Raw genomic sequence first — 12,282 nt, 5'->3', positions numbered from 1 at the left:
GATTGGCGTTTCCATGGTTTATTGGTAATACCAATTTAAGCCAAAGGTCCAACCAACGGCTCAGCGAACAAGCCATTCACCAGGCTAGGCCAAGCACAGGGCAACCCTAGCAGCCCGTTAGCCCCATACCCCTGGTGAACAGCCCAAGAACAAGGCGCGCCATGCGCCCGTCCTATAACTTCGAGACATCGCCATGCAAACTCTCTGGCAGCAAAACTACGACCCGGCTGGCAACATTTGGGTGTCGGCCCTGGTGGCATTGATTCCGATCCTGTTTTTCTTTTTGGCGCTGACCAAGCTGCGGCTCAAGGGCTACCAGGCGGGGACCGTCACGGTGGTGCTGGCCCTGGCGGTGGCGTTGTTGTTCTACCGCATGCCCGTCAGCACGGCGCTGGCCTCGGCGGTCTATGGCTTCTTCTATGGTTTGTGGCCCATTGCCTGGATCATTGTGGCGGCCGTGTTTCTGTACAAGATCTCCGTCAAGACGGGGCAGTTCGATGTGATCCGCTCGTCGATCCTGTCGGTCACGCCGGACCAGCGCCTGCAGCTCATCCTGGTGGGCTTTTGCTTTGGCGCGTTTTTGGAAGGCGCAGCAGGTTTTGGCGCGCCGGTCGCGATCACGGCGGCCTTGCTCGTCGGTCTGGGCTTCAAGCCGCTGTATGCCGCAGGGCTGTGCCTGATCGCCAATACCGCGCCGGTGGCCTTTGGCGCGATGGGTATTCCGATCATCGTCGCTGGCCAGGTCTCGCAGGTCGATGCGTTTGCGATTGGCCAGATGGCGGGCCGCCAGCTGCCGTTCATGACCGTGCTCGTGCTGTTCTGGCTGATGGCCATCATGGATGGCTGGCGGGGTGTGAAGGAGACCTGGCCTGCGGTGCTGGTTGGCGGCGGCTCGTTTGCGATCGTGCAGTTCCTCACCGCCAACTACATTGGCCCGGAGCTGCCCGATATCACCTCGGCCATCGTGTCCTTGATCGCGCTGACCCTGTTCCTCAAGGTCTGGCAGCCCAAGCGCATTTTCCGTTTTACGCTGGAGGCGGGTGAGCAGGCTGCTACGGCCGTGCCCGCAGCACCGGTACCCTCGGGTGCGCCACTGACGGCCCTGGCCGTCATCAAGGCCTGGTCGCCCTTCATCATCCTGACTGCGATGGTCACCGTCTGGAGCATCAAGCCCTTCAAGGCGCTGTTTGCCGCAGGCGGCCCGCTGGCGTCCACCGTCATCAATATTCCGGTGCCGTTCCTGCACAACCTGGTCGAGAAGACGCCGCCCGTCGTGGCCGCTGCCACCTCTTATGGCGCTATCTACACCTTCAACTGGCTGCTGGCCACCGGCACCGCCATCCTGATTGCGGCGCTGATCACCATCGCCTTCACCCGCCTGTCGCCGTCCAAGGCAGTGGCGACCTTGGGTGAGACCTTCAAGGAACTGGCCGTGCCGATCTACTCCATCGGCATGGTGCTGGCCTTTGCCTTTGTTGCCAACTACTCGGGCCTGTCGGCTACCTTGGCACTGGCTCTGGCGCACACGGGCCAGGCCTTTACCTTCTTCTCGCCGTTCCTGGGCTGGATTGGCGTGTTCCTGACAGGCTCGGACACCTCTGCCAATGCGCTGTTTGCCGCGCTGCAAGCCACCACCGCGCAGCAGCTGGGCCTGCCCCAGGTGCTGACCGTTGCTGCCAACACCACCGGCGGCGTCACCGGCAAGATGATCTCGCCCCAGTCCATCGCGATTGCCTGCGCTGCTGTGGGCCTGGCGGGGCGTGAGTCGGACCTGTTCCGCTTCACCGTCAAGCACAGCCTGGTCTTCGCCGTCATCATCGGTTTGATGACTACGCTGCAGGCCTATGTGTTTCCGTGGATGATTCCAGGCCATTGAAGGTCGCTGCGCCATCCGCCGTTGATGGCGCCCGCGCCGAGAACACACAACCCCTGAAAGCTTCCCATGCGCCTCGCTGACCATGTCGTCGAAAAACTGCTTGCCCTGGTGCAGGCCCGTGGGCTGCAGCCGGGCCAGCGCCTGCCGGCCGAGCGGCAGCTGGCGCTGGAGCTGGGGGTGTCGCGCACGTCAGTGCGCGAAGCGCTGCAAAAGCTCATCAGCCAGGGGGTGCTGTCGGCACGGCGCGGCGATGGCACCTATGTGCAGACGGTGCCATCGGCCGATTGGCTGCAGGAGGCCATGGGCCCGCTGGCCGGCCTGATCGAGTCGGACCCCAACTACCGCTACGACGTGCTGGAGACCCGCCATGCGCTGGAGAGCAGCACCGCCTGGCTGGCTGCGCAGCGCGCCACCGCGCAAGACAAGGAGCGCATCCAGCGCTGCTTTGACGTGATGATCGACCACCAGCAAAGCGGCCATGCCGAGCTGGCCGCGCGTGCCGATGCGCAGTTCCACCTGGCGATTGCCGAGGCCTCGCACAACCTGGTGCTGGTGCAGGTCATGCAAAGCCTGTTCACCGTGGTGCTGTCCACCGTGGAGCGCAACCGCCACGACATGTTCCGCCTGAGCGCCCCCGTCACCCTGCAGCAGCTCACCGTGCAGCACCAAAGCCTGATGCAGGCGATTTTGGAGGGTGACCCGCAGCGCGCCCGCGCCTGTATTGGCGAGCATCTGGAGCATGTGCGCCACACCATCCAGCAGATGGACGAAGAGCGCGCGCGCCGCGAGCGCTCAATGCGCCTGCCCGCCGAGCTGATGCCCAGCCTGCCCGCTGCGCGATAGCCTGCGCTGCGCCACACAAAAACCCGAGACAACAGCCGAGACAAACACCCAGCCCTGAGAGAGCCACCATGATCATCTCTTCCGCATCCGACTACCGCGCCGCCGCGCAAAAGCGCCTGCCGCCGTTTCTGTTCCACTACATCGATGGCGGCGCCTATGCCGAGCAAACGCTCAAGCGCAATGTTGCCGACTATGCCGATGTGGCCCTGCGCCAGCGCGTGCTCAAGGACATGAGCCAGCTCGACACCAGCACCGAGCTGTTTGGCGAAAAGCTCTCCATTCCCGCCATCCTCGCGCCCGTCGGCCTGCTGGGCATGTTTGCCCGCCGGGGCGAGGTGCAGGCATCGCGCGCTGCCGCCGCCCATGGCATTCCCTTCACCCTGTCCACCGTCTCCGTCTGCCCGATTGAAGAAGTGGCACCCGGCCTGGGCCGGCCGATGTGGTTCCAGCTCTATGTGCTCAAGGACCGGGGCTTTATGAAGAATGCGCTGGAGCGCGCGCAGGCCGCTGGCTGCTCCACCCTGGTGTTCACGGTCGACATGCCCGTGCCCGGCGCCCGCTACCGCGATGCGCATTCGGGCATGAGCGGCCCCAACGCCGCGATGCGCCGCTACTGGCAGTCCGTCACGCACCCGGCCTGGTCCTGGGATGTGGGGCTGAACGGCCGCCCGCATGACCTGGGCAATATCTCCGCCTACCGGGGCAGCCCGACGGGCCTGGCCGACTACATCGGCTGGCTGGGCAGCAATTTTGATCCATCGATCTCCTGGAAGGACCTGGAATGGATCCGCGACTTCTGGAAGGGCCCGATGGTCATCAAGGGCATCCTCGATCCGGAAGATGCCAAGGATGCCGTGCGCTTTGGCGCCGATGGCATTGTGGTCAGCAACCATGGCGGCCGCCAGCTCGATGGCGTGCTGTCATCGGCGCGCGCGCTGCCGGCCATTGCCGATGCGGTCAAGGGCCAGATCAAGATCCTGGCCGACTCAGGTATCCGCAACGGCCTCGATATCGTGCGTGCCATCGCGCTGGGCGCCGATGCCACCTTGCTGGGCCGCGCCTTTATCTATGCGCTGGCCACTTCGGGCCAGGCCGGCGTCAAGCACCTGCTGGAGCTGATGGAAAAGGAAATGCGCGTTGCGATGACCCTGACCAGCGTGGCCAAGGTGGCCGATATCAACGGCGACCTGCTGGTGCGCCCCTGAACCCCGTCACCGTCCAGACCCCATGACCGCCGCTACCGCCACCACCACCCCCGTCTCGCGCGATGCACTGCTCGCCCAGCTGCGTGCCGCCGTGGGCCCTGCCCATGTGCTGACTGGCGACCAGGCCACGCGCCGCTTTCGCAAAGGCCACCGCACCGGGGAAGGCCCGGTGCTGGCGGTGGTGCGCCCTGGCAGCCTTTGGGAGCAGTGGCAGGTGCTGGAGGCGGCCGTGGCCGCAGACCGTATTGTCATCATGCAGGCGGCCAACACCGGCTTGACAGGCGGATCGACGCCCGACGGCAGCGGCTATGACCGCGAGATCGTGCTGATCAACACCTTGCGCATCACCGGGGTGCAGGTGATTGCCGGCGGCGCCCAGGTCGTCTGCCTGCCCGGGGCGACGTTGGACAAGTTGGAGCAGGTGCTGGCGCCCCTGGGGCGAGAGCCGCATTCGGTCATCGGCTCGTCCTGCATCGGTGCCTCGGTGCTGGGCGGTATCTGCAACAACTCCGGCGGCGCCCTGGTGCGGCGCGGCCCGGCCTACACCGAGCTGGCGCTCTACGCCCAGGTGCAGGCCGATGGCCGGCTGGTGCTGGTCAACCACCTGGGCATTGCGCTGGGCGCCACGCCGCAAGAGATATTGACCCGGCTGCAAAGCGGCGACTACCGCGAGGCCGATATTGCCCATGATGCGCAGCGTGCCGCATCCGATCCGCGCTATGCCGCCGCCGTGCGCGATGTGGACCAGGACTCGCCCGCGCGCTTCAATGCCGATCCCTCGCGCCTGTTCGAGGCCTCGGGCTCGGCCGGCAAGCTCTGCCTGTTTGCGGTGCGGCTCGATACCTTTCCCAAGGTGCCCAGCACCGTCTTCTACATCGGCAGCAATGCGGCCGACGACCTGACCACCGTGCGCCGCCATCTGCTCACCGCCTTGCCGGAGCTGCCCATTGCCGGCGAGTACATCCACCGCACCGCCTACGACATTGGCGAGAAATACGGCAAGGACACCTTCTTGCTGATCGACCGCTTTGGCACGGCCCGCGTGCCGGCGGCCTTTGCGCTCAAAAGCCGGGTCGATGGCTTTTTTGAACGGCTGGGCCTGCGCGGCGTCAGCGACCGCATCATCCAGGCCTTGACCAACCTGCTGCCCAGCCACTTGCCGCCGCGCATGCGCCAGTGGCGCGAGCGCTATGCGCACCACCTGCTGCTGCGCGTGTCCACCGACACGGCCGATGCCACGCGCGCGTTCCTTACGGAGCATTTCAGCGGCAGCGCCAGCGGCGGCTGGTTTGAGTGTGATGCGGACGAGGGCCGCAAGGCGTTTTTGCACCGCTTTGCGATTGCCGGTGCTGCCATTCGCTACCGCGAAGTGCACCGCGCCGAGGTGGAAGACATCGTGGCGCTCGATGTGGCGCTGCGCCGCAATGACCGCGACTGGGTGGAGCAGCTACCGGCCGACGTCGAGGCCGACATGGTGCACAAGCTCTACTACGGCCATTTCTTCTGCCATGTGTTCCACCAGGATTACATCGTCAAAAAAGGCGTCGATCCGCTGGCGATGGAGCACCGCATGTGGGCGCTGCTCGATGCGCGCCGGGCCGAGTACCCGGCAGAACATAACGTGGGCCACCTCTATGTGGCCAAGCCTGCGCTGGCTGATTTTTATCGGGAACTGGATCCCAGCAACAGCTTCAACCCCGGCATTGGCCACACGGCCCGGGGCAAGAACTGGGAGGCTTGCTGTGATCGGCGAACACGCTGGCCTCAGGGTTATGCGGACTAGGGCTTGAGCCCGTCCATCGTTGTGGCGTTGGCTGGCGGGTTGGCTGGCGGCATGGGAGGGCGCTGATAAGCGCACGTTGCTGGGGTCGGCTTGGTGGGGATGCTGGCGCCGCCGGGCGCTCTTACAGCTCGTCGCAGAGCATGTCCCAGAAGGTCTGCACCAGCAGCGGCGTATCGGCACGCCGGCCATGCTTCATCAGGCAGATCTTTCTGGCCAGGTGCGGGCGGCTCACCGGCAGGTAGCACAGCTGCGGGTCCTGGTGCGCCTGCCGGCTCATGCTGGAAATCACGCCCACCTTCAGATCGCTGTGCACCACGGCATACAGCGACTCGATCGACGACAGGTTCTGCGGGCCGTTGATCTCCACCCCTTGCTCCTTGAGCGCCGAGGCCACCATGTCGTAGGTATTGCCCCGGCGCAGCACCACCAGCGACTGGTCTTTCAGGTCCTTCCAGTACAGCTTGGGCAGGCGGGCGAGCGGGTGCCGCTGCGATACCACCACCATCATCTCGTCGGTCGTGATCAGGCGCGAATCGATGTGCAGCGGCGTGTCGAAGTGCAGGCCGATGGCGATGTCGGCATCTCCTTGCGTGATCGACTCAGCCAAGGTGTCGCTGTGCATGTCATCGAGCTCGAACTGCACCTGCGGGTGGCGCTGCTGAAAGCGCCCCATGCGCGGTGCGATCCACTGCGAGGCCGATGGAATGCAGTGCACGCGAATCAGCTGGCTTTGGCGCTGCAGGCGCTGGTGCATGTCTTCCATGCCCTGGTCAAAGGTGGCGATCATCCAGCTGACCTGGGCGCGTACCGATTCGCCGGCAGGCGTCAGCCGCACGCGCCGCATGCTGCGGTCAAACAACGTGGCCCCGAGGGTGATTTCCAGCTCGCGGATCGCGGACGAGAAAGCCGGTTGGCTCATGTCCAGCGCCTGTGCGGCCTGGGTAAAAGTAGGGTGCTCGGCAGCTTGCTTGAAACAGCTCAGCTGCCGCAGGGTGGGGATGGGTGCCGATCTCTGCGGCTGAAATACGTGCGTCATGATGAATTCATTTTTTCAAATAGCGTTAAATCATCCAATTGTAAATTCCTATGTTATGCAGTTTTTACTAAAAAGTAAGGAATTGAAGAGAATTCACCGTTCCTGTGAGGCCCGTAGCGCAATGCTGCAGCGCGAAACGGGTACTGACTTGTCGCCTGGAAAGCCTTTGTGGATGGGGTTTTCACCGGTTTACAACAGCTTAGGAGGCTCTGTTTCGGGCGCGGTTCCGCAGCGGCAAAGGGCGCAAGCGCCCAAAGGCATAACATTTGTTAAATTAATTAACTATTATTCCTGATAGGTGTGATATATCATTCGTGCTGCTTTTTTGGGGTGGGCACGCGCCCCGCGCTTGCGGCCGGCAACCTGGTGCAGGTGCCTGGCAAAGAACGGGCGTTTGGCAAGGGGCGTGTGCACTAAAGCGCTGCGCCCGGCGGCTAGGTTGCCGCCTCACCGGTGGGTGGCGCGCACCCGGAATGCCGGCGCCCCAGGGTCGCCGCTGCAGGCAACAGCGCGCCTCGTCAACCCGGTGCCTGTATGCCCCGGCCGCCGCAGCGCGCGGGGCCTGCGTTGCCGCTTCTTTCCTTCCCCATGCCCATAGCAGCATCGCTCACTGGCGATAAAGCGCAGGCCCGTCTGCCCCCGCAGTGTCCGGTGCTGCAGCGGCGTTGGACACGACACTTTTTTTATATGAGCTCTGTGATGAAATTTTCAGCAATTGATTGGAACCAGGCCCCCGCCAACGCACGCTGGTGGGCGATGGATGGTGACGGCCATGCCTATTGGTACTGCACGCCGCAGATCGCGTCGGCGACGACGTTCTGGTTTGCGGCGCGCCACCCGGCGCCCAGCTTTGGCTATGCCCGCGACTTCCGGCTGTCGCTGCAGGAGCGCCCGGCTGCCGCAGACGATGCACCGGCGCTGGCAGCGGCAGCGCGCATGCTGCGCCGCTGAGCAGGCGCCTCGCGCCCCCACCGCTGCCCCACCGCCCCGGCAGGCACAGCAACGACAACGGCGCCCTCGGGCGCCGTGCTTGTGCCAGCTGCGGGGCAACCTGCCAAGGCCGCCCGCACTGCGCGTTCAGATGATGCCGAGGAACCAGGTCGCTGCCAGCAGCGACAGCGACACCCCCCAGACCCAGAAGAACGAGTAGCGGATATGCTGGCCCATCGACAGCTTGGCCAGGCCCAACCCCATCCACAGCGCCGGTGAGAACGGCGAGACAAAGGTGCCCACGATGCTGCCGATGACCATTGCGTAGGCGGCAGAGGTCGGTGGCACGCCAGCCTGCGAGGTGATCTGCTCGACGACCGGGAACAGCGCAAAGTAATAGGCATCGGTGCTCAGCACCAGCTCCAGCGGAATGCCGATGGCGCCAATGACCAGATGCACATAGGGCAGCAGCACCTCAGGCAGCACATGGACCAGCGCCAGCGCAATGCTGTTGAGCATGCCCGACTCCTTGAGGATGCCCAGGAAGGTGCCCGCTGCCAGGATGATGCTGGCCATCATGATCGCGCCACCCGCATGGGCATTGATGCGCTCGATCTGCACCTTGGGCTGGGGGTAGTTGATCACCAGTGCCACGCACAGCGCAATCATGAAGGTATAGCCCGGCGGGAACACGCCCATCACCAGCACCGCCAGGGTCAGCAGAAACACCAGCGCGTTGACCCAGCGCAGCCGGGGGCGCAGCAGCAGCTTGCGCGCGTCGTCGGCCGTTCTGGCCGCTGCTTCCTGTATCGCCAGCTCGGTGGCCGCATGCGGCTGCAGCGCTGCAGCCAGATCGGCCAGCGGCGCAGGGGCCACCGCTGCCGCCGGGGCGGCTGCCACTGCTGCGGGCTGTGTAGGTGCCTGCGCATCCAGCGGTGTGGGCGCCGTTGCCTGCGCGTCCGCGTTCATCGCCGCATCGGCCGCGCCATCACCCGCTTGCACTGCCTGCGCTGCGCGGCGCGCCTGCAGACGAATGCGGCGCTGCTCACGCAGACCCAGGAACACCGCCAATGCCAGCAGCATCGCCAGGCCCATGGCCTGCACCACGATCAGATCGCGCCACAGCACGACGGCATCCATCTCCAGCACCGTCGCCACACGGCCCAACGGGCCGCCCCAGGGCAGCATGTTGACAATGCCTGCACTTGCGGCCAGCAGCAGGAACAGCAGGTAAGGGCTCATCTTGAGCCGCTGGTACAGCGGCAGCAGCGGCGGCACCACCAGCAAAAAGGTCGATGCGCCAGCCCCGTCGAGCTGGGCGATCGCCGAGATCACCACCGTGCCGACGGCCACCGCAATCACATTGCCGCGCGTGATACGCACCATCGCGCGGATCAGCGGGTCGAACAGGCCCACATCGTTCATCACGCCAAAAAACAGAATGGCGAAGATGAACATCGTCACCACCTGCACCACCGAGCCGATGCCATGGCGGTAGAAGGCGTTGATCTCGGTGGTACTGAAGCCGGCGACCAGCGCGCCAACCAGCGGAACCAGCACCATGCTGATGACGGGCGAGACTTTCTCGGTCAGCAGCAAGGCGACGATGACAACAATAATGGCTAAACCAATCAACGTGAGCATAGGTACTTGTTTCTTATAGTGCGTGGGGGGAAGTGGCCGCTACCTGTCAACGGATGCGGCCGGCGGGCGCGAAGGCCACACACGCAGGGGACGGGGGCACTGGGGCCTCCCGTCTTGTCTCCTCGGCAAACCGGTGCCCGGATGGGCGGGTTGGCCGGGCCGTGTGGGCAGTTCCTACCGGCTGGGCGGCCGGGGTGTGGCGTTGATCTTGCAAAGGCCTTTGTCCTGGACATAGCGGGCCGACCGCCTGCGGGCGTGGCGCGCCCGCAGGCGCCTGCGCGTGTAGCCGGACCAGTCAGCCCAAAGCTTCCACAGCAGCGCCATGAAAGAGGGCAGCAGCACCTCCATCCACAGCCAGCTATTAACCGGTGGAATGTCATAGATTTTCAGCATCAGTACGACGACAGCGATGATCAGCAGGTACATGGCAGCGGTGCGGGAGGGTGTGCACTGCAGGCCGGCTTGCCGGGCTGGGGAGCATGGTGGCAAGGCGCAGCGGCGCTGCAGTGCGGGCAGGCGGCGTGGGCTCAGACCAGGAGTGGCACGCCTGCCCATGGTGATGGGGGGAGCCGGAGCGCCGAGCGGGAAGGCATCTGCCCATCCCCGCGCGGCAAGCGGCACGAAGCATGCCTACCGTGCAGCGCGCTACAGCGTGCGCTGCCGCCAGGCATGACTGCGCAAATTATAGCGATGTACTAACAAAATAATTAAACCAATCATTAACGTCTATTCAATGCGTTGGTTCCACCCCCAACCGGTGGCCGGCCTGGGTGGCCGCGTTCTGCCGCCGCCACCCCTTTTTCAGCTGTTTTGGCGCCGTACCGGCATGGCCCGATGCCCGTGCGGGCACGCCTTTTGCCCTCGGCGCAGCGCGGTGCGGCCCCCATGCAGCGCACTGCCGTTATCCCCGCCGCCATAGGCCGGGCCGCAGCAGTATGGGTGGGCTGCCATGGCGCAGCGATTCAGCCCTTTAACCGCTGAAAAGCCCTGCATTGCCCGACCAGACTGCAGGGTTTGGTTTTCAGAAATTAACAAACAGAAGTATGTGAATAAGCACATTCATCTAACGATTAATTAATCAGAAATGATTGCCGTTTCATCAGAAATTAGCAGCGGAAGGAGGCCCGTATCCCCTTGCTAATACAGGAAATTTTCCGATTGAATAGCGGTGTTACTTTTTGATTCACTGCACTGAAATCGTCGTGGTTCGATGCGTACATAAACCATTGGTTACAAAATATGCATAAATGCTATACCCATCGATTTTCCATCAATCTTCAACCCCGGCGCCACGCTTAACAAACCGGTTTCTGCGCAATAAGCGCTAGCAGCCTAGCTAATGCTGGCCGATGGTTTCTGAGGTTTTCAAGGGGGTGGGAGCGCCCGCCACATCGGGCCGTGCGACGCCTGGGTAAACCCTGGTTTGGCGCACGTCTGCTGCACAAATGTCAATTTTTCTAAACCAGTGTAGAAAAGGTGGTTTTTACGCCGTTTGTTGTGACAGATGCTACTTTCATCGCAGCAGCCATTAGAATTCTTAAATATTAATATTTTCAATGAATGGAGTTGTGATGATAAAAAATCGCATCAATCTGCTGTGGCCGGGGGCGCACGCGCACCCGCTCCGCAGCGCCGCCAGGGAGGGGGCGCCGCTACGGGGCGCACTGGGTAAAACACTGCTGGCCTTGGCCGGCTTTTGCGCTTTGGCCGCCCCGGCCCATGCCGCCATCAGCATCACCAGCGTGGTCGTCAGCGCCGATGGCGCCGGCCCCTTTGATGCCGACAACAGCCCCGGCAATGACAGTGGCCCGCTGAACGGTGTTGTGCGTACGCAAGACACCGTTCTGTACACCATCAACTACAACGCGTCGAACACCGCCAGCAGCACGATTACCGCGACCTTGCCGGCTGGTATGCGCTGGGATCCAACCGCTACTGCGGCTACCGTGTGCAATGGCACCGGTGGTGGATCGCTGAATGCGGCCCGTACCGTGCTGACTTGTAACCGCGCGCCAGCCAGTGCTGGTGTGGAATCGTTCCAGGTGCTGAGCTGGGTCGGTGCAGTGGCCAATGGTGCTGCGGTGACGATGACGGCTGCCTCGGGTGGTTCGTCGGCGACTTCGGGGCCGGTGACGGTGTCGGCTACGCCGAAGACTGATACCCGTGTGCGGGTGGAAGTGCCAGGTATTCAGCGCCAGGAGACCTCGCCCGGTGTGTGGCAGCGCGTGATGCCTGTTGCTATCAGTGTGGGTGCTGTGCTGCCAGCTAGCGGCAATTACAAAGGTTATGAGGCTTTGCAAAGCCCCTTATCAGTCACCATCAAGGTGCAGCCTGGTGCTACAGTGGCTGTCTGCCCCAGCGTAGCAACTTGCACGCAATCTGCGCCAGGCGCTGATATTGTGGTGCAGTATCCCAACTTGGTGACGAACTATCTGGATGCCGTCTATCCTGCTGGCTATCAGACAGATTGGCGACAAACGACACAGATTTTGGTGCGAGTTGCGGTCCCTGAAGATCCGAATTTCCCACCTGGTGTCGTAAGTCGAATTACCGCGCAGCTCACCAATTTTGCGCCCTTGGGTCTGTCGGGACAGCCTAATGTTGTGCCTGCCCCTGGCTATGACCCTGGTTTTAGCTGCACGCCTGATGTGAACTTGAATGCAACGCAAACTTGTTTTAATAGTCCGGTGAACCGCAGCCAACCTGTAATACTGTCGATTACTGGCGGTGCCACAGCAGACGCAACTGATTATATTTATGGCGATGACCATGGATATACGCGTGGAAATGAGAAGGTGCTGCCTGGCCAGGCCTTCTTGGCGTTGTCGGGTGTGAGCAATCAGAGCATTTCTGAAGAAGCTGCGACCGATGTCCAGTCATGCGTTGCTTGGGACCCTGCGTTGCTGGAGTTGCGTGCTGCCTCAAGCCTGAAGCTTGCCGTTTCTACGGGCTTTTTCAGCCCGCC

9 protein-coding genes are annotated in these 12,282 nt (G+C 63.1%); 6 read left to right on the top strand and 3 right to left on the bottom strand.

The window, feature by feature from the left end; all coding sequences use genetic code 11:
- Positions 1 to 193: 193 nt before the first annotated feature.
- From lldP to dld, 4 genes are all read left to right on the top strand, one after another.
- On the top strand, positions 194 to 1,876 hold the full coding sequence (gene lldP / locus ACCQ08_RS06090; RefSeq protein ID WP_373449208.1) for an L-lactate permease: 1,683 nt from the start codon (positions 194 to 196) through the stop codon (positions 1,874 to 1,876).
- Positions 1,877 to 1,942: 66 nt separating this feature from the next.
- Complete coding sequence (lldR, locus tag ACCQ08_RS06085; RefSeq protein WP_239809951.1) at positions 1,943 to 2,719, top strand: transcriptional regulator LldR; 777 nt, start codon at positions 1,943 to 1,945, stop codon at positions 2,717 to 2,719.
- Between the two features lie 68 nt (positions 2,720 to 2,787).
- A complete protein-coding gene (gene lldD / locus ACCQ08_RS06080) occupies positions 2,788 to 3,924 on the top strand; it encodes an FMN-dependent L-lactate dehydrogenase LldD (protein ID WP_239809950.1) in 1,137 nt (378 codons plus the stop codon).
- A 22-nt stretch (positions 3,925 to 3,946) separates the two neighbouring features.
- Entirely contained in the window at positions 3,947 to 5,707 is a 1,761-nt protein-coding gene (gene dld / locus ACCQ08_RS06075) for a D-lactate dehydrogenase (RefSeq protein ID WP_373449207.1), read from the top strand.
- Positions 5,708 to 5,828: 121 nt separating this feature from the next.
- Here the strand turns inward: dld and ACCQ08_RS06070 are convergent, their stop codons facing one another.
- Complete coding sequence (locus ACCQ08_RS06070) at positions 5,829 to 6,743, bottom strand: LysR family transcriptional regulator (RefSeq protein WP_239809948.1); 915 nt, start codon at positions 6,741 to 6,743, stop codon at positions 5,829 to 5,831.
- On the opposite strand from ACCQ08_RS06070, the gene ACCQ08_RS06065 reads away from it, so the two are divergent.
- Both ACCQ08_RS06065 and ACCQ08_RS06060 read left to right on the top strand, forming a co-directional pair.
- Positions 6,742 to 7,038, top strand: coding sequence for a hypothetical protein (locus ACCQ08_RS06065; protein ID WP_373449206.1), 297 nt, complete (start codon positions 6,742 to 6,744; stop codon positions 7,036 to 7,038). The two genes, ACCQ08_RS06070 and ACCQ08_RS06065, sit on opposite strands and share 2 nt — an antisense overlap.
- A 404-nt stretch (positions 7,039 to 7,442) precedes the next feature.
- Entirely contained in the window at positions 7,443 to 7,694 is a 252-nt protein-coding gene (locus ACCQ08_RS06060) for a hypothetical protein (RefSeq protein WP_239809947.1), read from the top strand.
- 126 nt (positions 7,695 to 7,820) lie between these two features.
- Here ACCQ08_RS06060 and ACCQ08_RS06055 read toward each other — a convergent pair whose 3' ends face one another.
- Together ACCQ08_RS06055 and ACCQ08_RS06050 are read right to left on the bottom strand one after the other, a co-directional pair.
- A complete protein-coding gene (locus ACCQ08_RS06055; protein ID WP_373449205.1) occupies positions 7,821 to 9,317 on the bottom strand; it encodes a CitMHS family transporter in 1,497 nt (498 codons plus the stop codon).
- 174 nt (positions 9,318 to 9,491) lie between these two features.
- Positions 9,492 to 9,743, bottom strand: a complete 252-nt coding sequence (locus tag ACCQ08_RS06050) for a TIGR04438 family Trp-rich protein (protein WP_239809945.1) — start codon at positions 9,741 to 9,743, stop codon at positions 9,492 to 9,494.
- Positions 9,744 to 12,282 lie beyond the last annotated feature (2,539 nt).

The organism is Comamonas sp. SY3 (assembly GCF_041730275.1).
Taxonomy (GTDB): Bacteria; Pseudomonadota; Gammaproteobacteria; order Burkholderiales; family Burkholderiaceae_C; genus Comamonas; species Comamonas sediminis.
Note: the sequence above shows the minus strand (reverse complement) of the source record. Positions and strands in the feature narration are given on the sequence as shown.

Coding starts and splice junctions, on each gene's coding strand:
- lldP (WP_373449208.1), top strand. CDS start 194: ATGCAAACTCTCTGGCAGCAAAACTACGACCCGGCTGGCAACATTTGG.
- lldR (WP_239809951.1), top strand. CDS start 1,943: ATGCGCCTCGCTGACCATGTCGTCGAAAAACTGCTTGCCCTGGTGCAG.
- lldD (WP_239809950.1), top strand. CDS start 2,788: ATGATCATCTCTTCCGCATCCGACTACCGCGCCGCCGCGCAAAAGCGC.
- dld (WP_373449207.1), top strand. CDS start 3,947: ATGACCGCCGCTACCGCCACCACCACCCCCGTCTCGCGCGATGCACTG.
- ACCQ08_RS06065 (WP_373449206.1), top strand. CDS start 6,742: ATGATGAATTCATTTTTTCAAATAGCGTTAAATCATCCAATTGTAAAT.
- ACCQ08_RS06070 (WP_239809948.1), bottom strand. CDS start 6,743: ATGACGCACGTATTTCAGCCGCAGAGATCGGCACCCATCCCCACCCTG.
- ACCQ08_RS06060 (WP_239809947.1), top strand. CDS start 7,443: ATGAAATTTTCAGCAATTGATTGGAACCAGGCCCCCGCCAACGCACGC.
- ACCQ08_RS06055 (WP_373449205.1), bottom strand. CDS start 9,317: ATGCTCACGTTGATTGGTTTAGCCATTATTGTTGTCATCGTCGCCTTG.
- ACCQ08_RS06050 (WP_239809945.1), bottom strand. CDS start 9,743: ATGTACCTGCTGATCATCGCTGTCGTCGTACTGATGCTGAAAATCTAT.